This is a genomic window from Actinacidiphila epipremni (assembly GCF_012034175.1).
Classification (GTDB): domain Bacteria; phylum Actinomycetota; class Actinomycetes; order Streptomycetales; family Streptomycetaceae; genus Actinacidiphila; species Actinacidiphila epipremni.
Genome location: NZ_JAATEJ010000046.1, coordinates 1 through 22,671, shown reverse-complemented (window position 1 = coordinate 22,671; position 22,671 = coordinate 1). Strand labels below are relative to the sequence as shown.

Genomic DNA, 22,671 nt, shown 5'->3' with positions numbered 1-22,671 from the left:
GAGTGGCCCGGCCCCTTCGGCGTACCGGCGTGCCGTCCTGCCGTCCGTCAGGCCGGGACGGACGCCACGCCCGGCTCCAGGAACGGCTTGCCGTTCACCCGCTGCGAGACGCCCTCGCGGTCCAGGTACGGGGTGATCCCGCCCAGGTGGAAGGGCCAGCCGGCGCCGGTGATCAGGCACAGGTCGATGTCCTGCGCCTCGGCGACGACGCCCTCGTCGAGCATCAGCCCGATCTCCTGCGCCACCGCCTCCAGCACCCGCTCGCGCACCTGCGCCTCGGTCAGCACCCGGTCGCCCTGCCGGAGCAGCGCGGCGACCTCCGGGTCCAGCTCGGGGCGGCCGGAGTCGTAGACGTAGAAGCCGCGCTTGCCGGCCCTGACCACCGCCGCGAGGTTCTCCGACACCGTGAAGCGGTCGGGGAAGGCGGCGTGCAGCGTCTCCGAGACGTGCAGGCCGATCGCCGGGCCGACCAGCTCCAGCAGCACCAGCGGCGACATCGGCAGGCCCAGCGGCTCGACCGCCTGCTCCGCCACCGCCACCGGGGTGCCCTCGTCGATGACGTTCTGGATCTCGCCCATGAAGCGGGTCAGGATGCGGTTGACCACGAAGGCCGGCGCGTCCTTGACCAGCACCGCGGTCTTCTTCAGCTTCTTGGCCACCGCGAAGGCCGTCGCGAGTGAGGCGTCGTCGGTGGTCTCGCCGCGGACGATCTCCAGCAGCGGCAGGATCGCCACCGGGTTGAAGAAGTGGAAGCCGACGACCCGCTCGGGGTGCTCCAGCTTCGAGGCCATCTCGGAGACCGACAGCGACGAGGTGTTGGTCGCCAGGATCGCGTCCGGGCGCACCACCGCCTCCAGCTCGGCGAAGACCTTCTGCTTGACGCCCATCTCCTCGAAGACGGCCTCGATGACGAAGTCCGCGTCCGCGAAGGCGGTGGCCTTGTCCAGATGGCCGGTCACCAGGGCCTTGAGGCGATTGGCGGCGTCCTGGCCCAGCCGGCCCTTGGCGAGCAGCTTGTCGACCTCGGCGTGCACGTACCCCACGCCCTTGTCGATCCGCTCCTGGTCGACGTCGGTGAGCACCACCGGCACCTCCAGCCGGCGCACGAACAGCAGCGCCAGCTGCGAGGCCATCAGGCCCGCGCCGACCACGCCGACCTTCGTCACCGGGCGGGCCAGCGCCTTGTCGGGCGCGCCCACCGGGCGCTTGCCGCGCCGCTGGACGAGGTTGAAGGCGTAGATGCCGCTGCGCAGCTCGCCGCCCATGATCAGGTCGGCCAGCGCCCGGTCCTCGGCCTCGAAGCCCTGCCGCAGGTCGCCGTTCCTGGCCGCCGCCACGATGTCGAGCGCGCGGTAGGCCGCGGGCGCCGCGCCGTGCACCTTGCCGTCGGCGATACCGCGCCCGCGGGCGACCGCCTGCTCCCACGCCTCACCGCGGTCCACCTCGGGGCGTACGACCTCGATCTCGCCCCTGAGCACCGCCGCGGTCCACAGCAGCGACTGCTCCAGGAAGTCCGCGGCCTCGAACAGCGCGTCGGCGATGCCCAGTTCGAAGACCTGGGCGCCCTTGAGCTGCCGGTTCTGGTTGAGCGAGTTCTCGATGATGACGGTGACCGCGCGGTCGGCGCCGACGAGGTTGGGCAGCAGCGTGCAGCCGCCCCAGCCGGGCACCAGGCCGAGGAAGACCTCGGGCAGCGAGAAGGCCGGCACCGACGCGGAGACCGTGCGGTAGGTGCAGTGCAGGCCCACCTCGACGCCGCCGCCCATGGCCGCGCCGTTGTAGTAGGCGAAGGTCGGCACCGCGAGCGAGGACAGCCGCTTGAAGACCTCGTGGCCGCCGCGGCCGATGGCCAGCGCGTCCTCGTGGCGCTTCAGCAGCTCCACGCCCTTGAGGTCGGCGCCGACGGCGAAGATGAACGGCTTGCCGGTGATGCCGACGCCGGTGATCGTGCCGTCCGCCGCCTCCTTCTCGACCTGGTCGATGGCGGCGTCGAGGTTGGCCAGCGACTGCGGGCCGAAGGTGGTGGGCTTGGTGTGGTCCAGGCCGTTGTCCAGCGTGATCAGCGCGAAGCGCCCGGCGCCGGGCAGCTCCAGGTGCCGTACGTGGGCGCTGGTGACGACCTCGCCGGGGAAGAGCTCGGCCGCACCCTTGAGGAGTTCCGAGGTGGTGCTCACTTGCCGCTCCCGTCGAAGTATGGGTTCTCCCAGACCACCGTGCCGCCCATGCCGAAGCCGACGCACATGGTGGTGATGCCGTAGCGCACCTGCGGCTGGTCCTCGAACTGCCGGGCCAGCTGCGTCATGAGCCGCACCCCGGAGGAGGCCAGCGGGTGGCCGAAGGCGATGGCGCCGCCGTACTGGTTGACCCGCGGGTCGTCGTCGGCGATGCCGTAGTGGTCCAGCAGCGACAGCACCTGCACGGCGAACGCCTCGTTGACCTCGATCAGGCCGATCTGCTCCATCGTCAGGCCCGCCTTGGCCAGCGCCTTCTCGGTGGCCGGGATCGGGCCGATGCCCATGACCTCCGGCTCGACGCCGGCGAAGGCGTACGACACCAGGCGCATCTTGACCGGCAGCTCCAGCTCGCGCGCGACGTCCTCGGCGGCCAGCAGCGAGGCGGTCGCGCCGTCGTTGAGGCCCGCGGAGTTGCCGGCGGTGACCTTGCCGTGCGGCCGGAACGGCGTCTTGAGGCCGGCCAGCTGCTCCAGCGTGGTGCCCGGGCGCATCGGCTCGTCGGCGGTGGCGAGGCCCCAGCCGGTCTCGCCGCCCTCGGGTGTGGTGCGGCGGATCGCGATCGGCACCAGGTCCGGCTGGATCTTCCCGTCGGCGTACGCCTTGGCGGCCTTCTCCTGGCTGCGCACCGCGTACTCGTCGGCCCGCGACTTGGTCAGCCGCGGGAACCGGTCGTGCAGGTTCTCCGCGGTCATGCCCATGAACATCGCGGACTCGTCGACCAGCTTCTCCGAGACGAACCGCGGGTTGGGGTCCACGCCCTCGCCCATCGGGTGCCGCCCCATGTGCTCGACACCGCCGGCGACCACCACGTCGTACGCGCCGAACGCGATCCCGCCGGCCGTCGTCGTCACCGCCGTCATCGCGCCCGCGCACATCCGGTCGACGGAGAAGCCCGGCACGGTCGTCGGCAGCCCGGCGAGGATGCCCGCGGTCCGGCCCAGGGTCAGCCCCTGGTCGCCGATCTGCGTGGTCGCCGCGACCGACACCTCGTCGATACGCCCCGGGTCCAGCCCGGGGTTGCGCCGCAGCAGCTCCCGGATGCACTTGATGACCAGGTCGTCCGCCCTGGTCTCGTGGTAGATGCCCTTCGGGCCCGCCTTGCCGAACGGGGTACGGACACCGTCGACGAAGACGACGTCCCTCGCAGTACGCGGCACGACCAGCTCCCTCTTGATTGTGTTCACTCGCCTCCGGCCACATGCTACTCGCGGGTAACCGAGGGGGACAGTGCAACCCCGGGAAGCGGTGTAGGTCACACCGGAAGGGGCTACTGCGGCGGCGCGGGGCGGGCGGCCAGGGACTTGGTCAGCAGCGGGGTGGTGAGCTGGATCTGCCAGGGACGCGCGCCGAGGTCGGCCAGCGTCGCGGCGACCGCCTCGGGGGTGGTCTCGGCCGGCGGCGACCAGCACAGCCGGCGCACGGTGTCCGGGGTGATCAGGTTCTCCTGCGGCAGGTTCAGCTCGTCCGCGAGCGCGGTGACCGCGGCGCGGGCCGCCGACAGCCGGGCGGCGGCGGCCGGGTCCTTGTCGGCCCAGGCGCGCGGCGGCGGCGGGCCGTTGTAGGCGGCGGTCGGCTGCGGCAGCTCCCGCTCGGGCAGGCCGCGGGCCCGGTCGACGGCGGCCTGCCACTGGTCGAGCTGGCGGCGGCCCATCCGGTGCCCGAAGCCGGGCAGTGCCGCCAGCGCTTGCACGTTCGGCGGGTTCTCCAGCGCCGCCGTCACGATCGCCGCGTCGCTGAGCACCCGGCCGGGGGAGACGTCCCGCTCCCGCGCGGCCCGGTCGCGCGCCAGCCACAGCTCGCGCACCACGCCGATCTGCCGGCGCCGGCGCACCTTGTGCATCCCGGACGTACGCCGCCACGGGTCGACCCGCGGCGGGGGCGGCGGGGCCGCGGCGATCGCGGCGAACTCCTGGAGCGCCCAGTCCAGCTTGCCCTGGGTGCGCAGCTCCTCCTCCAGCGCGTCGCGCAGGTCCACCAGCAGCTCCACGTCCAGCGCGGCATAGCGCAGCCACGGCTCGGGCAGCGGGCGGGTGGACCAGTCGACCGCGGAGTGGCCCTTCTCCAGCGCGTAGCCGAGCACCTGCTCGACCATCGCGCCGAGCCCGACCCGCGGGAAGCCCGCCAGCCGGCCGGCGAGCTCGGTGTCGAACAGCGCGGTGGGGTGCATGCCCAGCTCCGTCAGGCACGGCAGGTCCTGCGTCGCGGCGTGCAGCACCCACTCCGTACCCGCCAGCGCGGAGTTCAGCGTCGTGAGGTCGGGGCATCCCACCGGGTCGATCAGCGCGGTCCCTGCTCCGGCGCGGCGCAGCTGGACCAGATAGGCCCGCTGCCCGTAGCGGTAGCCGGAGGCACGCTCGGCGTCGACGGCGACCGGGCCCGAGCCCGCGGCGAAAGCGGCGACGACCCCTTCCAGGGCCTGCGGATCTGCGGTCACCGGCGGGATTCCGTCGCGCGGGTCCAGCAACGGGACCGGCGCCGGGGCTTGCGCGGGGGCGGTTTCTCTGGCGTCGGTCACCTGTCAAGGGTAGCCGCGCCGCACACCTGCCGGTGGGGCTTGCCCCACTTGTCCCGTATCACCCCTGCCGGGCCGCCCGCCGGGGCCGAGGGGGCGGAACGTTCCGCCCCCTGCGGGGCACGGCTGCGCGCGGGCTCAGTGGATGATGCCGGTGCGCAGCGCGACCGCCACCATCCCCGCCCGGTCACCCGTGCCGAGCTTGCGCGCGATACGGGCCAGGTGGCTCTTGACCGTCAGCGCCGACAGGCCCATCGAGACCCCGATCGCCTTGTTGGACTGGCCCTCGGCGACCAGTCTGAGCACCTCCACCTCGCGGCCCGACAGCTCCCGGTAACCGCTGCCCGGGTGGCCGCCCGAGCCGGGCGGGCGGCGCTGCATACGCGCGGCGGTGGCACCCAGCGGCGCCAGGCCCGGACGGCCGGCCATGGAGCCCGGGGTGTTGCGGGTGCCGGTCACCACATAGCCCTTGACGCCGCCGGCCAGCGCGTTGCGCACCGCGCCGATGTCGTCGGCGGCGGACAGCGCCAGCCCGTTGGGCCAGCCCGCCGCCCGCGTCTCGGCGAGCAGGGTCAGGCCGGAGCCGTCGGGGAGATGGACGTCGGCGACGCAGATGTCGCGGGGATTGCCTACCCGGGGACGGGCCTCGGCGATCGACGAGGCCTCGATCACATCCCGCACCCCGAGAGCCCACAGGTGTCGGGTGACCGTGGAACGCACGCGGGGGTCGGCCACGACGACCATGGCCGTCGGCTTGCTGGGACGGTAGGCGACCAGGCTCGTGGGCTGCTCGAGAAGAACGGACACCGGGCCTCCTGTGGCAAAGGGGACTGAAAGGGTCACAGTTTCCTTCGGCAGCAAGCGGCCCGGCCTTTAGGGAAAGATCACGATTTGTTGCACATCAATTACGGCAAACCGGACGGCCGCTCGAACGCCAGAGCAGCAGCGGCACGCACGGCCGCCCCGTCAGGTGCGCCGCTTGGGCAGCGGCACCACACCGGCCGCCCCCCGCGCCGGCGCGTCCTCCGACGGCGGCAGGCCCGCGCACGCGCACAGCAGGTCGCACCACGCCGCCAGATGCGCCGCGACGTCGATCAGCCCGCCCGGGCGCTCCCGCGGCGACCACGAGGCCCGCAGCTCGATCCGGGTCTCGTCCGCCCGCTCCGCGAGCCCGCCGAAGAAGTGCGACGACGCGCGCGAGACCGTACCGCTCGGCTCGTCGTGCTCCGCGCCGCGCGCCGCCAGCGCCCCGGTCAGCCACGACCAGCTCACCTCGGGCAGCAGCGGGTCGGCGGCCATCTCCGGCTCCAGGTCGGCCCGTGCGAGCGTCACCAGCCGGAACGTGCCCGACCACGCCTCGTGGCCGCGCGGCTCGTGCAGCAGCACCAGCCGCCCGTCGGCCAGCTCCTCCCCGCCGGCCAGGACCGCCGCCTCCAGCGCGTAGGCGTACGCCGCGAGCCGGCGCGGCGCGGCCACCTCCTCGATCCGCACCTCCGGCCGCACCCGCGCCCCCCGCAGGGCCTCCACCGCGTGCTGAAAAGGAAAGGGGACGGCGTCGTCCTCGCCGACGTGTCCATGCACCGCTGCCATGCCCGGAAGACTAGGCCGCCCGCGGCGTCCGCGTGCGCAACAACACCCCACACGGGCATCCCGGGCCCCGCAACCGGGTTCCCGTACCGGCGTGGGAGGATCGGGACGTGAGCGTGCACCAGCAGACCGCTGCTTCCCCCTTCATCCGCGCCTGCCGCAACGAGCCCGTCCCGCACACCCCCGTGTGGTTCATGCGCCAGGCCGGCAGGTCGCTCCCGGAGTACCTGAAGGTACGCGAGGGCATCCCGATGCTGGAGTCGTGCATGCGGCCCGAGCTCGTCACCGAGATCACCCTCCAGCCGGTGCGGCGGCACAAGGTCGACGCGGCGGTCTACTACAGCGACATCGTCGTGCCCCTCAAGGCCATCGGCCTCGACCTGGACATCAAGCCGGGCGTCGGCCCGGTCGTCGCCGACCCGATCCGCACCCGGCAGGACCTCGACCGGCTGCGCGCCCTCGACCCCTCCGACGTCCCCTACGTCACCGAGGCCGTCGGCCTGCTGACCGCCGAGCTGGGGCAGACCCCGCTCATCGGCTTCGCCGGCGCGCCCTTCACCCTGGCCAGCTACCTCGTCGAGGGCGGCCCGTCGCGCAACCACGAGCGCACCAAGGCCCTCATGTACGGCGACCCCGAGCTGTGGCACGACCTCCTCGACAAGCTCGCCGACATCACCGCCGCCTTCCTGAAGGTCCAGATCGAGGCGGGCGCGAGCGCCGTGCAGCTCTTCGACTCCTGGGTCGGCGCGCTCTCCCCGGCCGACTACCGGCGCTACGTGCTGCCGTCCTCGGCGAAGGTCTTCCGGGCCGTCGCCGGCCACGGCGTGCCCCGCATCCACTTCGGCGTCGGCACCGGCGAACTGCTCGGCCTCATGGGCGAGGCCGGCGCCGACGTCGTCGGCGTCGACTGGCGCGTCCCCCTCGACGAGGCCGCCCGCCGCGTCGGCCCCGGCAAGGCCCTCCAGGGCAACCTCGACCCAGCGGTGCTCTTCGCCCCGACCACCGCGGTGGAGTCCAAGACCCGCGAGGTCCTGTCCGCCGCAGCCCAGTCCGCCACGGGCCACATCTTCAACCTCGGCCACGGCGTCCTCCCCACAACCCCCCCCGACGCCCTCACCCGCCTCGTGGACTTCGTCCACCGCACCACCCAGGCGATCTGATCCCACCCACCCCCCCCGCAGACGGCCACCCACCGGACGAGAGGCGGCCACCCACGACGGGAGCGGGAGGGGGCGATCCGGGGGGTGCCCCCGCAGGACTGCGCACGACAAGAGGTCACCGGACGAGCGGCGAGGTCGATGTGCGCAGTCCGAGGAGGTACCCCCCGGAGTGCCCCCGACCCCTACTCGCCGGACCCCGCCGCACCACCCCCGCGCGGCGCCTGCCGCGGCATCGGCGGCGCGACCGGAACCTCCCGGTCCTCCTCCGGCTCCCCCGCGCCCTCCTCCGGATGCCTGGGCAGCGGCTCGGAACCGACGAACCTCTTCTCGCCCCACCGCGCCGGCTCCACCCGCCGCGGCACCCACCGCCGCCGCACCACCCGGTACGCCACCAGCAGCAGCGCCACCACCGCCAGGAACGGCAACATCGCCGACACCGCCACAAACACCGCCCGCAGCGCCAGGTAGAACGCGTGCCAGCCCCCCCGCAGCGCATGCCCGACCTGCGTCCAGAAGCCGTCGTGCGCCACCTTCGGCTCCTTGCGCGGCGCCGCCGTGACCGGCGGCTCGGTCAAGGTGAGCGAGATCGTCGCCAGATTCGTCTGCTCCGCCAGCGACGACTCCTGCGCCTCCAGCGACTCCAGCGCCGCCTCACGCGTGCTCAGCTCGCTCTCCAGCGACACCACGTCGTCCAGGTCGGTCGCCTGGTCCATGAGCTTGCGCACCCGGTCCACACTGGCCTGCTGCGACTTCACCCGGCTCTGCACGTCCACCACCTGCCCGGTGACGTCCTGCACGCTCACCTTCCGCGACAGCAGGGTCCCCAGCTTCGCCAGATCGTCCAGCACCGACTCGTACGCCGCCGGCGGCACCCGCAGCTGCACGGTGGACGTGGCGTGCCCGGCCGAGTCGACCTCGGTGTTCTCGTTGCCCGAATACCCGCCGGCGGACGCCGCCAGCGCCCGGGCCTGCGTGAGCACGTCGGCGACATGCGGGGTGCGCACGCTCAGGCTCGCCGTCCGCACCAAATACTTCGCCGAGAGCTGCGGCGCCTTGCCGCCGCCCTTCGCGGACGAGGGCGCGCTCGCCCCCGTCGAACCCGAGCCGTTGTCCTGGACCGCGCCGGTCCCGGCCACGGGCGGCGCCGGCGCACTGTGCGCGGAGCCCGCGGCCTTGTCGCTCGAGTCCACCGACGACGCGCTGCACCCGGCGACGGCGAGCGTCCCGGCCAGCAGCAGCGCCGCCGCCGCACCGGTACGCCGCCGGGCCCGCCTGCGGCGCCGCGCGCCGGCGTCGGACCCGGCAAGAACGGTGCGTCTGGCGCCGCCGGCGCCCGACGCGGGCTTTCCCACTCTGAGACTCATGTCAATTCCCCCCAGCGACAGGGCTGTTGTGTGGTGCCACTGAATGGACGGACGCCGCCGCGATCCCGTTGCGGTCCTGCGGTAGCGATGGCATCACGTTCGGAACTCGATCCGGCGTCTGAGACAGTGGACGTATGAGCCCCTCGCACACCGGTCCGGCCGCGGCGGCGGCGTCCGCCGGCCACAGCGCAGCCCCCGCGACCCCAGGCCATGTGGTCGTCGTCGGCGGCGGCATCTCCGGCCTCGCCGCCGCCCACCGGCTCGCCGGCGCCGGCGCCCGGGTGACCGTGCTGGAGGCCACGTCCCGGCTCGGCGGCAAGCTGCACGCCGACGAGATCGCCGGCGTGCCCGTCGACCTCGGCGCCGAGTCGCTGCTGGCCCGCCGCCCCGAGGCGGTGGGCCTGGCCCGCGAGGTCGGGCTCGGCGACGACCTGGAGCCGCCCGCCGTGCTCGGCGCGACGGTGTGGACCCGCGGCCGGCTGCGCCCCATGCCCAAGGGCCACGTCATGGGCGTCCCCGGCGACCTCGGCCCGCTCGCCGCCTCCGGCGTGATCTCGCCCGCGGGCCTGGCCCGTATCCCGCTCGACCACGTCCTGCCGCGCACCGCGATCGACGGCGACGTCGCCGTGGGGGAGTACGTCGCCGCGCGGCTCGGCCGCGAGGTCGTCGACCGGCTCGTGGAGCCGCTGCTCGGCGGGGTCTACGCCGGCAACGCCTACCGCATCTCGCTGCGCGCCGCCGTGCCGCAGCTGTACGCCGCCGCCGCGGGCGGGCGCTCGCTCATCGAGGCCGCCCGCGGCATCCAGCGCAGGGCCGCCGCGTCCACCGCGACCGGGCCGGTCTTCCACGGCATACGCGGCGGGGTCGGCCGGCTGCCGCTCGCCGTCGCCGACGCCTGCCGGGCCGCGGGCGTCGTCATCGAGACCGGCGCCCCGGTGCGCGAGCTGCACCGTACCGGCCCGCACGGCTGGCGGGTGGTGCTCGCCGGCCGGGTCCTCGACGCCGACGCCGTCGTGCTCGCCGTCCCGGCGCCGGCCGCCGCCCGCCTGCTGGAGGCGGAGTCGCCGGCCGCCGCGGGCGAGCTCGCGGGCGTGGACTACGCGAGCATGGCGCTGGTCACCATGGCCTTCCGCCGCGCGGACCTGGCCCGGCTGCCGCAGTCCAGCGGCTTCCTCGTGCCCCCCGTCGACGGCCGCACGATCAAGGCGTCGACCTTCTCCAGCCGCAAGTGGGGCTGGCTGGACAAGGCCGGCGGCGACACCGCGGTGCTGCGCACCTCCGTCGGCCGGCACGGCGACGAGGGCGACCTCGCGTGGGACGACGCCGACCTCGTACGCCTCTCGCGCGAGGACCTGGCCGAGGCGGTGGGCCTGCGGGCCGCGCCGGTCGCCGCCCGGGTCACCCGGTGGGACGCCGGGCTGCCGCAGTATCCGGTGGGGCACCTGGACCGGGTCGCCCGGATCCGCGAGCACGTCGGCAAGCTGCCCGGGCTCGCCGTGTGCGGCGCCCCGTACGACGGTGTCGGCATCCCGGCGTGCATCGGCAGCGGGCAGCGCGCCGCGACCGAGGTGCTGGCCACCCTGGTGCCCGGCGCCGAGGACGGCGCGGGAGAATAGCCGCATGACCGACTCCACCCCCGCCGACCACGCCCGCGACACCGCCGAGGAAGCCCCGGCGCACGCCAAGGCGCCGAACGCCGGCAAGAAGGCCAAGGACCTCAACGACGTCATCCGCTACACCCTCTGGTCCGTCTTCCGGCTGCGCGCCCCGCTCCCGGAGGACCGCACCGGCTACGCGGACGAGGTCGAGGAGCTGTTCGCGCAGCTCGCCGCCAAGGACGTCACCGTCCGCGGCACATACGACCTGTCCGGCCTGCGGGCCGACGCCGACCTGATGATCTGGTGGCACGCGGAGACCGCGGAGGCGCTCCAGGAGGCGTACAACCTCTTCCGCCGCACCCGGCTGGGCCGGGCGCTGGAGCCGGTGTGGTCCAACATGGCGCTGCACCGCCCCGCGGAGTTCAACAAGTCGCACATCCCGGCCTTCCTCGCCGATGAGAACGCGCGCGACTACGTGAGCGTCTACCCGTTCGTCCGCTCCTACGACTGGTACCTGCTGCCCGACGAGGACCGCCGCCGGATGCTCGCCGACCACGGCAAGATGGCCCGCGGCTACCCGGACGTGCGCGCCAACACCGTCGCGTCGTTCTCGCTCGGCGACTACGAGTGGATCCTCGCCTTCGAGGCGGACGAGCTGCACCGCATCGTCGACCTCATGCGGCACCTGCGGGCGTCCGAGGCGCGGATGCACGTCCGCGAGGAGGTGCCGTTCTACACCGGGCGCCGCCGCCCGGTCGCGGAACTGGTGGCCGGGCTCGCCTGAGCCGCCCGCAAGCCCTGCCCGCCCCCGCTTTCACCCCGCCCGTGAGGCCTGCGCCGCGTCGTACGCCTCGCGGGCGTCGAGCACGGCCTCGATGTGCCGCTCCGACCACGCCTTGACCGCCGCCAGCACCGGCAGCAGGTCGCGCCCGACGGGCGTCAGCGCGTAGTCCACCCGGACCGGCACGGCCGCCGTCACCATACGCGTCACCATGCCGTCGCGCTCCAGCGCGCGCAGCGTCTGCGTGAGCATCTTCTGGCTCACCCCGGCGATCCGCCGGGCCAGTTCCGCGTACCGCTGCGGCCCGTCGGCGAGCGCGTTGACGACCAGGGTCGTCCACTTGTCGCCCATCCGCTCCAGCAGCTGCCGCGAGGGGCAGGTCGCGAGGTAGGCGTCGTAGGCGACACGCGCCTCGGCGCGGCGCTGAGCTGCGCTCTTCGTCGGCATGGCCCGCTCCCGTCGCTTCCCCGCGGGGGGCCGCGGGTGCCTTACGCACTTCCAGGTGCCTACTTACCGGAAGAGAGTACCGCTGCCTAGGTTCGCAGGGCGGGGCACGAACGGCCCCGGCTGGACGGACGTTGTGAGGCAGGAAGTGAGTGCGGTCATGAGTGACGCGGTCGTGGACGGGGCGCAGGGCGCCCGGGGCGCGGTCATGCGGGCGGTGGTGGTCCGGGAGTTCGGCGGCCCCGAGGCGCTCCAGGTGGTACGCGAGCCGGTGCCGCGGCCCGGCCCGGGGCAGGTGCGGATCGCGGTCGAGGCGGCGGGCGTCAACCCCGTGGACCTCGGGGTGCGCTCCGGCGGGATCGTCGCGATCGGCTTCGCGACGCCGCGCGAGCAGTACGGCGTCGGGTGGGACGTGGCGGGCCGGGTCGACGCCGTGGGGCCCGGCGCGGACTTCGCCGTGGGGGACCGGGTCGTCGGCCTCGTCGACCGGCTGGACCTGCGCACCGGCGCCTACGCAGACCACGTCGTGCTGGACGGCGCCGCGGTCGGCCGGGCGCCCCGCGCCGCCTCCGCCGCCGAGGCGGCGACCCTCCCGCTCAACGCCCTCACCGCCGACCAGGGCCTGGACCTGCTCGACCTCCCGCCGGGCGGCACGCTCCTGGTCACCGGCGCGGCCGGCGGCGTCGGCGGCTTCGCGGTGCAGCTCGCGGTGCTGCGCGGCCTGCGGGTCGCGGCGCTGGCCGGCGCGGCCGACGAGCAACTGGTCCGGGGCCTGGGCGCGGCCCACTTCGTCCCCCGCGGCGTCCCCGGCGTCGCCGACGCGGTCAGGGCATGGGCCCCCGGCGGGGTGGACGGCGTCCTCGACGCGGCGCTGCTCAAGGCCGACGCGCTCGAAGCGCTGCGCGGCGGTGGCGCCCTCGTCGCCGTCGGCTACGGCGCCGACCCCACGCCCCGCCGCGGCACCCGGGTGCACAACGTCTGGATCCGCGCGGACGGCCCCCGGCTCACCGAGCTCGCCGCTCTCGCCGACGCCGGCCTGCTCTCCCTGCGGGTGGCCGGCACCTACCCCCTGGAGGAGGCCGCGACCGCCCACGCCCGGCTCGCCGCGGGCGGCGTACGGGGCCGGCTGGTGCTGCTGCCCTAAGGCAACTGCGCCCGCAGCGCCGGATGGTCGGCGACGACCGTGGCGGAGCCGGGGGCGATCTCGGTGAAGCCGGCGTCGCGGACCAGCGGGAGCGGGCCCGAGGTGAGCCGGGACCAGGCGCGCGGGGCGGCGGTGCGCACCGCGAGCGGGAAGCCCGCCTCCCGCCAGGCCGCGCGCTGCTCCTCGTCCAGCTCCCACCACGCCAGCTGGGCGCCGTGCCCGGCCTGCGCCATGGCCTTGCCCGCGGACATCGCGACCTCGGGGTTGAGCCACAGCACCGGTTCCGCGGGGTCCGGGGTGAGCGGCGGCTCGGGGTCGTCCAGCTCGGTGCCGGAGACCTGGAGCTTGGCGAGGTCCTTGGGCCAGGCGTCCAGTGGCACCGGCGGGTAGACCCGCACCTGCGCGGTCACGCCGGTGACGGTGATGCCGGGCAGCGCCTCGGCCCGCCGCCACTCCGCGCCCCTGGCCCGCCGTACGACCTTGCGGATCCGGGCGTCCTGCCAGTCGTGCACGGCCTGCGTCCACACACCGTCCGCGGCGGTCGCCCGCTCGTCGGACAGCAGGGTCAGCACCGCGCGGGCGGCGGTCTCCATCGCGTCGGTACGGGCCGGCGGGGCGTCGCGCTCCAGCCGTACGACGAGCGGCAGGACGAACTGCGGCGCCGCGTCCCGCTCGGCGGCGCTGTGCTGGAAGGGGCTGGTCACCCGCCCAGTCTGCCACCGCCGCTTGGCCCGCTGCGGCCGGTGGGCCAGGATGGGCCCCGTGCCGCCTCCGCCACCGCCGCCCGCCTGCCTGCGACTCGACGCCGTGGGGCGGCGCTACGGCCTGCGCGGGCCGTGGGTGCTGCGCTCGGTCACGCTGGACGTGCCGCCCGGGTCGCTGGTCCGGGTCGAGGGCGCGAACGGCAGCGGCAAGTCGACGCTGCTGCGGCTGATCGCCGGGATCGACCGCCCGACCGCGGGCCGCGTCACGGGCCGCCCCGCGGCCACCGCGTACGTACCCGAGCGCTTCCCGGCCGCGCTGCCCTTCCCGGCGCTGCGCTACCTCACCCACCTCGGCGCCGTCCGCGGCCTGCCCGCCGCCGCCGCGCGCGAGCGGGCCGGGTATTGGCTGGACCGCTTCGGCATCGCGGGGTACGCCCGCACCCCGCTGGACGAGCTGTCCAAGGGCACCTGCCAGAAGGTCGCGGTCGCCCAGGCCCTGCTCGCCGACCCGCAGTTGCTGGTGCTGGACGAGGCGTGGACGGGCCTGGACACCGCCGCCCGCGCCACCCTCGACGCCGCCGTACGGGCCCGCGTCGCGGCCGGCGCGACGGTCGTCCTCGTCGACCACGACCCCGCCCGCCTCGCCGACGAGCAGGCCCTCACGGTGACCGTCCCGACGACGGCCGAGGGCGTCCTGACGTCCCGCACGACGCCGACACCGGCCATGGTCCCCACCCGCCCGGCGCCTGCCCCGGCCCACAGGGCGTCGGACCCCGCGGGCGCCGCACCGGTCGTCCCGCCCGGCCGTACGGTGCCGGCGCCCGTCCCGGCCCGTGCGCCGGCCGACCCGGCGCCCGCGCGAGCCGCGAGCCCGGCCGCGGCAGCCGCACCGGCCGGGGACGTACCGCCGCAGGCCGCCGACCACGCCGCGGGGAGCGTGCCCCCGGGAGCCGCCGCTCCCGGGGGCGTACCGCCGGGCGAGATCCTCATCGAGGCGACCGGCGCCGGGGAGCCCCCCGAGGCCGTCCGGCCGTACGCCGTCGCGTCGTCGGCCGCGGGGCTGCGGCTGCACGTCCCGGCGGCGGGCTCCGACGCCGTCCTGCGGGCCCTCCTCGGGGCCGTGCCGCCCTGGCACGTCACGGCCGTACGCCCCCGTGCGCCCGCCGTGGCCGCACCGCCGGCGCCGCCCCCGTACACGCAGGTCCGCACCCGGCGCCGCGCACTGGCGCTGCTGCGCTACCAGGCCGACCTGCTCGCGCGCTCCCACCGCTGGCTCGCCCCGCTGCTCGGGTACGGCGCGGTGATGGCGGTGGGCGTCGCGACGGGGCAGCCGCTGCTCGGCTCGCTCGGTTACGCGGCGGCGCTGCTGCTGCCGGTCACGGCGTGGATGGTGCGGGTGTGCGTGGGCAGCGAGCCGGCCGCCGCGCGGGCCTGCACGGCCTCGGCGGTCGGGCCCGGGCGGGCGCAGGCCGGGGCGCTGATGACGGGGCTGCTGGCCGCGGCGGTGCTGGGGGCGGCCGGGACGGCGGTCGTGGCCGCGGCCAGCGGGGCGTACGCCGACGACATGAGCACCGCCGTGCCGGTGGGGCCCGCGACGCTCGCGGGGCTGCTGGCCGCGGCGGTGTCGCTGCTGCTCGGTACCGCGGTCGGCGCGCTCACCAACCCGCCGCTGGTACCGGGGCGGGGCTGGTCGCTGCTGGTCACCGCGCTCGGCGCGGGCGCCGTCCTGCTGGTGTCCGGCTCGCCCGCGCAGGCCGCCGTGACCGGCCTGGTCACCGGCTCGCGCACCGGCGCCGTCCACTACCCGCTGCTGCCGCTCGGGCCCGCCGCCCTGGCCGCCGCGGCGGCCTGCTGGCTGTCCTGCCGCGCGGTGGCGCGCCTGGGCCCGCGGTAGCCGGCCGGACCCGCGCCCGTACCCTTTCGAAACTTTCGAAGGCCGCCACGCCCCGGGCGGCGTCACGCCCTGAGCCCATGGCCCCGGCCGACCGGTCAGGCCGCCGAAATCGGAGCCAACACACCCTGACCAGCCCCAACTCTCCGCCTGCCCCGCCACAGTGGACAGAAAGCTTTCGAAATTTCTACCGAAAGTATTGACTCCCGGAGGCCACGGTCCAGACTGTTCCGCGTCGTCGATGTCGTGTCGGCGGCACGCACTGCCCCCACACCAGTGCCAGGAGGGAACCCCCCATGAAGTCCCTGAAATCCGTGACGCGCCGCAGACGGCCCGTCAAGGCCGCCCTCCGCGGCCTGCTCGCCGTCGCGGCGACGGTCATGGTCGCCTTCGCGCTCCCCGGCGCGGCCCATGCGGACACCACCGTCAACTCCAACAGCACGGGCACCAATAACGGGTACTTCTACTCGTTCTGGAGCCAGGACAGCGGCCAGGCGTCGATGACGCTGGGCTCGGGCGGCCAGTACAGCACCACGTGGAACAACGTGACGAACTTCGTGGCCGGCAAGGGCTGGAACCCGGGCACGACCTCCCCGGTCACGTACTCGGGTACCTGGAACTGCAACGGCAACTGCTACCTGAGCCTGTACGGCTGGACCACGAACCCGCTGATCGAGTACTACATCGTCGACAACTACGGGAACTACAACCCGAGTTCGGGCGCCACCAAGCTCGGCTCGGTCAACAGCGACGGCAGCACGTACGACCTGTACCGCACGCAGCGCGTCAACCAGCCCTCGATCGAGGGAACGGCGACGTTCTACCAGTACTGGGCGATCCGCCAGGCCAAGCGCACCGGCGGCACGATCAGCGTCGCGAACTTCTTCAACGCGTGGGCGCAGGCCGGCCTGAACCTCGGCACCCCGAACTACGAGATCCTGGCCACCGAGGGCTACGGCTCCTCCGGCAGCTCCAACATCACCGTCGGCTCCGGCGGCGGCAGCACCGGCGGGACCACGACCGGCGGCACGACCGGCGGAAACAACGGGGGCACCACCGGCGGCACCACCGGAGGGACGACGGGCGGCACCACCGGCGGAAACAACGGCGGCACCACGGGCGGGTCGACCGGCGGCACGGGCGGCGGCGGCTGCTCGGCGGCCTTCACCAACTCCTCCGACTGGGGCTCGGGCTTCACCGGAGCGGTGAACGTCAAGAACAACGGCTCCTCGGCCATCAACGGCTGGACGGTGAAGCTCACCTTCCCGGGCAACCAGAAGATCACCAGCCTGTGGAGCGGCAGCTACACGCAGTCCGGCAACACGGTGACCGTGACCAACGCCAGCTACAACGGCAACCTGGGCGGCGGCGCGAGCACGTCCTTCGGCTTCAACGCCGACTACTCGGGCAGCAACGGCGCCCCGACGGTCTCCTGCACCACGAGCTGACCGCCGGCTGATCCACCCGAGCCCGAGGGTCCGCGGCCCGAGGGGTTCGCGCCGAAGGGGTGGGTACCGACGGTACCCACCCCTTCGCCGTGCGTGTGTCCGGTCACTCCCCTTCGGGCGCCAGCCGCAGGGAGATCGAGTTGATGCAGTAGCGCTGGTCGGTCGGCGTCCCGTACCCCTCGCCCTCGAAGACATGGCCCAGGTGCGAGCCGCAGCGGGCGCACCGCACCTCCGTGCGGACCATGCCCATGGAGCGGTCCTGGATCAGCTCGACGGCCTTGCTGTCGGCCGGGTCGTAGAACGACGGCCAGCCGCAGTGCGACTCGAACTTCGTGTCGGAGCGGAACAGCTCGGCGCCGCACGCGCGGCACGAGTAGACGCCCTCGGTCTTGGTGTCGGTGTACTCACCGGTGAAGGGACGCTCGGTGCCGGCCTGGCGCAGGACCGCGTACTCCTGCGGTGACAGTTCGGCGCGCCACTGCTCGTCGGTCTTGTTCACTTCGTACGACATGGAGGTCCTCTCAGCTGCCGAGGCGGGCCAGAATCCGTGGTCCGAGGTCGGTCACGTCGCCCGCACCCATGGTGAGAACGAGATCACCCGGCTTCGCCATTCCTGCCACGGCCTCCGCGACCGCCTCGCGGTCCGGTTCCGGTGTCACGTCGGCGCCCGCGGCCCGCGCGGCGGCCACGATCAGCGCGCTCGTCACGCCCGGGATCGGGTCCTCGCGGGCCGGGTAGATCTCCAGCACCAGCGAGGCGTCGGCGAGCGCGAGCGCCCGGCCCATCTCGGCGCCGAGCTCGCGGGTGCGGCTGAACAGATGCGGCTGGAAGACCACCAGCACCCGCCCGCCCTCGCCCGCGGCGGCCCGGATCGCCTCCAGGTCGGCGGTCATCTCGGTGGGGTGGTGCGCGTAGGAGTCGATGACCTGCACCCCGGCCGCCTCGCCCTTGAGCTGCAGCCGCCGCTTGACGCCGGTGTACGCGGCGATCGCCCCGGCCAGCTCCTCGGCCGGCACCCCGAGCGCGACGCCCGCGGCGAGCGCCGCGACCGCGTTGAGGGCGTAGTGGCGGCCGGGCACGGACACGGTGAACGCCAGCGGCCGGCCGTCCAGGACGACGGCGACCTCGCTGGTCAGGCCGTGCGGGGTGATACGGGTGACCCGGACGTCGGCGCCGGCCGCCTCGCCGACCGTCACGATCCGCAGCGGCCGGCCCGCGGCCCGTACCCGGCGGGTCAGCTCGACCGCGCCGGGCTGGTCGGCGGAGACCACCAGAGTGCCGCCGGGACGCACCTTGCCGACGAAGGTCACGAAGGAGTCGTGGATCTCCTCCAGCGACGCGTAGTTCGCATGGTGGTCCAGCTCCACGTTGAGCACCACCGCGACCTCGGGGTCGTAGGTGTGGAAGCTGCGGTCGCTCTCGTCGGCCTCGGCGACGAAGATCTCGCCGCCGCCGTGGTGGGCGTTGGAGCCGGGCGCGTCCAGGTCGCCGCCGATCGCGTACGACGGGTCCAGGCCGAGCCCGGTCAGCGCCACCGCCAGCATCGAGGTGGTGGTGGTCTTGCCGTGCGTGCCGGCGACCGCGATCGGCCGGGTGCCGGTCATGAGCGCGGCGAGCGCGTCGCTGCGGTGCACCACCGGCAGCCCGCGGGCGCGGGCCGCGGCCAGCTCCGGGTTGTCGTCCCGGATCGCGCTGGAGACGACGACGGCGGTGGCGTCCGGCGCCAGGTGCGCGGCGGCGTGCCCGATGTGCACGGTCGCGCCCAGGGCGCGCAGCGCGGCGGCCGTCTCCGACTCGCGCGCGTCGCTGCCGGCCACCCGGGCGCCGCGCTGCGCGAGGATCTTCGCGATGCCCGACATCCCGGCGCCGCCGATCCCGATGAAGTGCGGTCGGTCCAGGGGGGGCGGTACGGACGGGCTCATGCGCGGGTCTCCCAAGGGTGGGCCGTGGCTGGTGAGCCGATTCTCGCAGAGCCGGCCGCCGTGCCGCCGCTCACTGCGTGTCGCCCTCCTGGTGGCCGGCGGGCTCGGCGTCCTGCTGGGCGAAGAGCTTGAGCACCGGCACGCCGACCTTGTGGCGGGCCCGCGACGTCCAGTCCCGGTGGAAGAACTCCTCGACGAAGTGCGGGGCGGTCAGCACGATCACCTCGTCGGCCCCGGTGCGCTCCACGACGGCCTTGAGCACGTCCAGCGGGTGCTTCTGGACGATCTCGCCGACCGCGTCCTTGCCGGCCCTGCGCAGCGACTCGATGGAGTGCGCGAGCGCCAGCTCGGCGGGCGCGAAGGCGTCGGGGCCCTCCGGGATCCGGTTCTCCCGCGCGGCGTCCTCCAGGTAGCCCAGCGCCACGTCGTCCACGGCCCGCAGCAGCCGGTCCTGGTCGCCTCTGGGCTGCATGAGCACCACGAAGGAGACCTCCTCCTCGCCGTGCAGGGTGGTGACCAGCTCCACGTCGGCCGGAGCGAGCGCCTTCTCGATCATGAGTACGGTCGTGAACACGGACGCGTCCTTCTTTCTCACGGGCCACTCGGCCGTCATGACATCCATCCCGTCCCGCTGCGGGCCGGCATACGGGTAAGTCTTCCCGAGCCGCCCCAAGCGGAACGCGAGAATCCGTTTTTTGGGTTCATCCTTGCCCCCGTGGGCTTATCCCGCGGCACGCGGTTTACGCCTCCGGGGGCCAGGGAGCGCGAACGTACCGGGTGAAGAGGAAGCCGTCCTCCTCCAGGACCGACCGCGGGACCAGCCGGGCCGGCCCCGGCACGCCCGGGCCGTTCATGATCCGCGGCGCCCCGCCGCCCGTGAGCAGCGGGGCCAGCGTCAGGCACAGCTCGTCGACCACGCCGGCCGCCGCGAACTGCGCCAGCAGCCGCGGGCCGCCCTCGTGCAGCAGCCGGGTGTGGCCGCGCGCCGCCAGCTCCGCGACCACCCGGGCCGGGTCCACGCCCTCGCCGTCCCCGGCCGGATCCGCCGCGACCACCACCTCCGCGCCCGCGGCCCTGGCCGCGACCAGCCGCTCACGGGTCGGCGCGGCGCCGGTCAGCACGAGCGTCGGCGTCAGCGGCTCACGGAAGAGCGGGCTGCCGAAGTCCAGGTCCAGCGTCCGGGTGACCACCGCGATCGCCGGCGCCGGCTGCTGGCCGGCGTCGGCCCGCCGCTCGGCGAAGTCCTGCCGGGCCCTGGCCGGGCGGTAGCCCTCGCGGCGGGCGGTCTCGGCGCCGACCACGACCACGTCCGCGAGCGCCCGCAGCACGCCGAAGACCCGCATGTCGGCGGGGGAGGACAGCGGGGCGGACTTCCCGTCCGCGACGGCCGCCCCGTCCAGCGAGCTGACCATGTTCGCCCGCAGGTACGGCCGGCCCGCCTCCGCCGCCGGATACGCGTACGCGTCGGCGAGTCCCGCCAGGCTGTCCAGGTCCTCGTCGTCCTCGTCGTCCTCGCCCGCCGGCCCGGCGGAGGGATACAGGCGCCGCATGCAGCGATCCTCCCACGCCCACCCCCGGCCCGCCCGCCGCGGGCCCCGCCCGCACCGGCACCGCCGCCGCCCCGCGCCGGGACCGCGCCGGGGGCGCCTCCCGCACCTGTCCGCCGCGCCCCCGCCCGCCGCGGGCCCCGGGTCGGGGGAGGGGCGGCGGGCGGGCTACCGTAGAAGCGTGTCGTCCTCTTCCGCCCTGATCAGCCCGGTCGCCCTGAGCGGGCGCAGCCCGCACGTCGAGGTCGGGCGGCTCGTCGCGGAACTGGTGCCGCCGCCGCGCTTCGACGCCGTGCGGTTCGAGACCTACCGCTCCGACCCCGCGCAGCCCAGCCAGGCCGCCGCCGTCGAGCGGCTGCGGGCCTTCGCCGGGCAGCGCGCCCCGCAGGCCAGGAAGCGCTGGTTCCGCGGCGGACCGGCCGCGCCCGCCGCGGGCGGGGTCTACCTCGACGGCGGCTACGGCGTCGGCAAGACCCACCTGCTGGCCTCGCTCTGGCACGCCACGCCCGCCCCGCGCGAGCGCAAGGCGTTCGGCACCTTCGTGGAGCTGACCAACCTCGTCGGCGCGCTCGGCTTCCAGCCGGCCGTGCACGCCCTCAAGGACCATGTCCTGCTGTGCATCGACGAGTTCGAGCTGGACGACCCGGGCGACACCGTGCTGGTCTCCACGCTGCTCGGCAAGCTCGCCGACGCCGGCGTCCGGCTCGCCGCCACGTCCAACACCCTGCCCGGCAAGCTCGGCGAGGGCCGGTTCGCCGCGGCGGACTTCCTGCGCGAGATACAGGGCCTGTCCGCGCGCTTCACCAGCATCAGGATCGACGGCGAGGACTACCGCCACCGCGGCCTGCCGCAGGCGCCCCGGCCCCGCTCCGACGAGGACGTGACGCGCACCGCGCTGCGTACGCCCGGCGCCGCGCTCGACGACTTCGCCGAGCTGGCCGCGCACCTGGCGACCGTCCACCCCAGCCGCTACGGAGCCCTGTGCGACGGCGTCGAGGCGGTCTTCCTGCGCGGCGTCACCGAGGTCACCGACCAGGCCACGGCGCTGCGCCTGGTCGTCTTCGCCGACCGCCTCTACGACCGGGAGATCCCGGTCATGGCCTCCGGCGTGCCCTTCGACCGGCTCTTCTCCGCCGAGCTGCTGGCCGGCGGGTACCGCAAGAAGTACTTCCGCGCCGTCTCCCGGCTCACCGCGCTGGCCAGGGACGCCGGGCGGGCGAACGGAGCTGGCGGGCCGGCCTGACACGGCGCACCATCGGGTCATGGCGAAGGACACCGGCGGCCTGCGGGCGCGCTTGCGGGTGCCGCCCGGCGGCGTGCGCCTCGCGGATCACGACACCCGGGCGACCCCCGGCGCCCCGGACGGCAAGACCCGCGCCCGGGCCGACACCGAGCACGTACGCGAGCGGCTGGCCGGCCTCCAGGAGCGGCTGTTCGCCCAGAGCACCGCGGGCGACCCGCGCCGGCTGCTGCTGGTGCTCCAGGGCACGGACACCTCCGGCAAGGGCGGCACCGTCAAGCACGTCGCCACCGGCCTGAACCCCACCGGCGTCCGGGTCACCGCGTTCAAGGCCCCGACCGAGCAGGAGCGCCGGCACCCCTTCCTGTGGCGCATCCGCCAGGCCCTGCCCGGCCCCGGCGAGATCGGCGTCTTCGACCGCTCCCACTACGAGGACGTCCTGGTCGCCCGGGTCCACGACCTCGTCCCGCGCGGCGTCTGGACCCGCCGCTACGGCGTCATCAACCGCTTCGAGCAGTCCCTGGCGGACGAGGGCTGCACGATCGTCAAGGTGTTCCTGCACATCGGCTACGAGGAGCAGCGCCGCCGGCTGCTCGCCCGGCTCGACAACCCCGCCAAGCACTGGAAGTTCACCGAGGGCGACCTCGCCGAGCGGGCCCTGTGGCCGGCCTACCGGCAGGCGTACGAGGCCGTCCTGGAGCGCTGCTCCACCGACTCCGCGCCCTGGTACCTCGTGCCGGCCGACCGCAAGTGGTACCGCAACTGGGCCGTCGCCCGGCTGCTGCTGGAGCACCTGGAACTGATGGACCCGCGCTATCCGGCGGCCGATTTCGACGTCCCCGCCGCCCGCGCGGCACTGCTGCGCACGGACGCGGAGGCACCGCCGGCGTCCGGCGGTGCCTCCGCGCACTGAGCCCCTGCGGCTACCGCAGCCAGGGGGTGGTGCGCACGACCGGGAGCCGGTCCCATATCCGGGCCAGGCCCCAGGTCTCGCCGGCTGCGACGACCGCGAAGACGATCATGGCGAGGGCGTAGACGACGTGGTAGTCGACGACGGGGTTGGAGGACATGGTGGGGGCGCCGGTGGTGAGGTGT

The 22,671-nt window shown here is 74.8% G+C and carries 20 protein-coding genes; 8 read left to right on the top strand and 12 right to left on the bottom strand.

The window, feature by feature from the left end; genetic code table 11:
• Nucleotides 1-47: 47 nt before the first annotated feature.
• The 5 genes from HCN08_RS33830 to HCN08_RS33810 form a co-directional block, all read right to left on the bottom strand.
• A complete protein-coding gene (locus tag HCN08_RS33830; RefSeq protein ID WP_167987169.1) occupies nucleotides 48-2,174 on the bottom strand; it encodes a 3-hydroxyacyl-CoA dehydrogenase NAD-binding domain-containing protein in 2,127 nt (708 codons plus the stop codon).
• Nucleotides 2,171-3,391 (bottom strand): thiolase family protein, encoded by a 1,221-nt coding sequence (locus tag HCN08_RS33825; RefSeq protein WP_167987171.1) that lies wholly within the window; start codon nucleotides 3,389-3,391, stop codon nucleotides 2,171-2,173. The genes HCN08_RS33830 and HCN08_RS33825 overlap by 4 nt, the downstream gene beginning before the upstream one ends.
• Before the next feature lie 110 nt (nucleotides 3,392-3,501).
• Entirely contained in the window at nucleotides 3,502-4,749 is a 1,248-nt protein-coding gene (locus HCN08_RS33820; RefSeq protein ID WP_167987168.1) for an HRDC domain-containing protein, read from the bottom strand.
• Between the two features lie 135 nt (nucleotides 4,750-4,884).
• Nucleotides 4,885-5,553, bottom strand: a complete 669-nt coding sequence (locus tag HCN08_RS33815; RefSeq protein ID WP_167987167.1) for a LuxR C-terminal-related transcriptional regulator — start codon at nucleotides 5,551-5,553, stop codon at nucleotides 4,885-4,887.
• A gap of 159 nt (nucleotides 5,554-5,712) precedes the next feature.
• Nucleotides 5,713-6,336 carry a DUF3000 domain-containing protein gene (locus HCN08_RS33810; protein WP_167987166.1) on the bottom strand — a complete coding sequence of 208 codons (624 nt, stop codon included), beginning with the start codon at nucleotides 6,334-6,336 and terminating at the stop codon, nucleotides 5,713-5,715.
• Nucleotides 6,337-6,443: 107 nt separating this feature from the next.
• Here HCN08_RS33810 and hemE point away from each other — a divergent pair, with 107 nt between their 5' ends.
• A complete protein-coding gene (gene hemE / locus HCN08_RS33805) occupies nucleotides 6,444-7,493 on the top strand; it encodes a uroporphyrinogen decarboxylase (protein WP_167987165.1) in 1,050 nt (349 codons plus the stop codon).
• A 182-nt stretch (nucleotides 7,494-7,675) separates the two neighbouring features.
• Here the strand turns inward: hemE and HCN08_RS33800 are convergent, their stop codons facing one another.
• Nucleotides 7,676-8,857: a DUF4349 domain-containing protein gene (locus tag HCN08_RS33800; protein WP_167987164.1), complete on the bottom strand. Its 1,182-nt coding sequence runs from the start codon at nucleotides 8,855-8,857 to the stop codon at nucleotides 7,676-7,678.
• Between the two features lie 134 nt (nucleotides 8,858-8,991).
• Here HCN08_RS33800 and hemG point away from each other — a divergent pair, with 134 nt between their 5' ends.
• Together hemG and hemQ are read left to right on the top strand one after the other, a co-directional pair.
• Nucleotides 8,992-10,473, top strand: a complete 1,482-nt coding sequence (gene hemG, locus HCN08_RS33795) for a protoporphyrinogen oxidase (RefSeq protein ID WP_167987163.1) — start codon at nucleotides 8,992-8,994, stop codon at nucleotides 10,471-10,473.
• 4 nt (nucleotides 10,474-10,477) lie between these two features.
• Complete coding sequence (hemQ, locus tag HCN08_RS33790) at nucleotides 10,478-11,239, top strand: hydrogen peroxide-dependent heme synthase (protein ID WP_167987162.1); 762 nt, start codon at nucleotides 10,478-10,480, stop codon at nucleotides 11,237-11,239.
• Between the two features lie 30 nt (nucleotides 11,240-11,269).
• On the opposite strand, the gene HCN08_RS33785 is transcribed toward hemQ, so the two are convergent.
• Nucleotides 11,270-11,683 carry a winged helix-turn-helix transcriptional regulator gene (locus HCN08_RS33785; protein WP_167987161.1) on the bottom strand — a complete coding sequence of 138 codons (414 nt, stop codon included), beginning with the start codon at nucleotides 11,681-11,683 and terminating at the stop codon, nucleotides 11,270-11,272.
• A gap of 205 nt (nucleotides 11,684-11,888) precedes the next feature.
• Between HCN08_RS33785 and HCN08_RS33780 the strand changes: the two genes are divergently transcribed.
• Complete coding sequence (locus HCN08_RS33780; protein ID WP_167987170.1) at nucleotides 11,889-12,824, top strand: NADP-dependent oxidoreductase; 936 nt, start codon at nucleotides 11,889-11,891, stop codon at nucleotides 12,822-12,824.
• Here HCN08_RS33780 and HCN08_RS33775 read toward each other — a convergent pair.
• A complete protein-coding gene (locus tag HCN08_RS33775) occupies nucleotides 12,821-13,528 on the bottom strand; it encodes a peptidyl-tRNA hydrolase (protein ID WP_167987160.1) in 708 nt (235 codons plus the stop codon). The genes HCN08_RS33780 and HCN08_RS33775 overlap by 4 nt on opposite strands.
• Before the next feature lie 58 nt (nucleotides 13,529-13,586).
• Between HCN08_RS33775 and HCN08_RS37035 the strand changes: the two genes are divergently transcribed.
• Nucleotides 13,587-15,422: an ATP-binding cassette domain-containing protein gene (locus HCN08_RS37035; RefSeq protein WP_407648936.1), complete on the top strand. Its 1,836-nt coding sequence runs from the start codon at nucleotides 13,587-13,589 to the stop codon at nucleotides 15,420-15,422.
• A 293-nt stretch (nucleotides 15,423-15,715) separates the two neighbouring features.
• Entirely contained in the window at nucleotides 15,716-16,867 is a 1,152-nt protein-coding gene (locus HCN08_RS33765; RefSeq protein ID WP_167987158.1) for a glycoside hydrolase family 11 protein, read from the top strand.
• 103 nt (nucleotides 16,868-16,970) lie between these two features.
• On the opposite strand, the gene msrB is transcribed toward HCN08_RS33765, so the two are convergent.
• The 4 genes from msrB to HCN08_RS33745 all read right to left on the bottom strand — a co-directional run bounded on the left by msrB (nucleotide 16,971) and on the right by HCN08_RS33745 (nucleotide 20,339).
• Nucleotides 16,971-17,378, bottom strand: a complete 408-nt coding sequence (gene msrB, locus HCN08_RS33760; protein ID WP_167987157.1) for a peptide-methionine (R)-S-oxide reductase MsrB — start codon at nucleotides 17,376-17,378, stop codon at nucleotides 16,971-16,973.
• Nucleotides 17,379-17,388: 10 nt separating this feature from the next.
• A complete protein-coding gene (gene murC, locus HCN08_RS33755; RefSeq protein ID WP_167987156.1) occupies nucleotides 17,389-18,789 on the bottom strand; it encodes a UDP-N-acetylmuramate--L-alanine ligase in 1,401 nt (466 codons plus the stop codon).
• A 70-nt stretch (nucleotides 18,790-18,859) separates the two neighbouring features.
• Nucleotides 18,860-19,363: an indole-3-glycerol phosphate synthase gene (locus tag HCN08_RS33750; RefSeq protein ID WP_167987155.1), complete on the bottom strand. Its 504-nt coding sequence runs from the start codon at nucleotides 19,361-19,363 to the stop codon at nucleotides 18,860-18,862.
• A 166-nt stretch (nucleotides 19,364-19,529) separates the two neighbouring features.
• Complete coding sequence (locus HCN08_RS33745; protein WP_167987154.1) at nucleotides 19,530-20,339, bottom strand: pyrimidine reductase family protein; 810 nt, start codon at nucleotides 20,337-20,339, stop codon at nucleotides 19,530-19,532.
• Nucleotides 20,340-20,517: 178 nt separating this feature from the next.
• Between HCN08_RS33745 and zapE the strand changes: the two genes are divergently transcribed.
• Both zapE and HCN08_RS33735 read left to right on the top strand, forming a co-directional pair.
• A complete protein-coding gene (gene zapE, locus HCN08_RS33740; RefSeq protein ID WP_167987153.1) occupies nucleotides 20,518-21,579 on the top strand; it encodes a cell division protein ZapE in 1,062 nt (353 codons plus the stop codon).
• A 19-nt stretch (nucleotides 21,580-21,598) separates the two neighbouring features.
• On the top strand, nucleotides 21,599-22,489 hold the full coding sequence (locus tag HCN08_RS33735; protein WP_167987152.1) for a PPK2 family polyphosphate kinase: 891 nt from the start codon (nucleotides 21,599-21,601) through the stop codon (nucleotides 22,487-22,489).
• Nucleotides 22,490-22,671 lie beyond the last annotated feature (182 nt).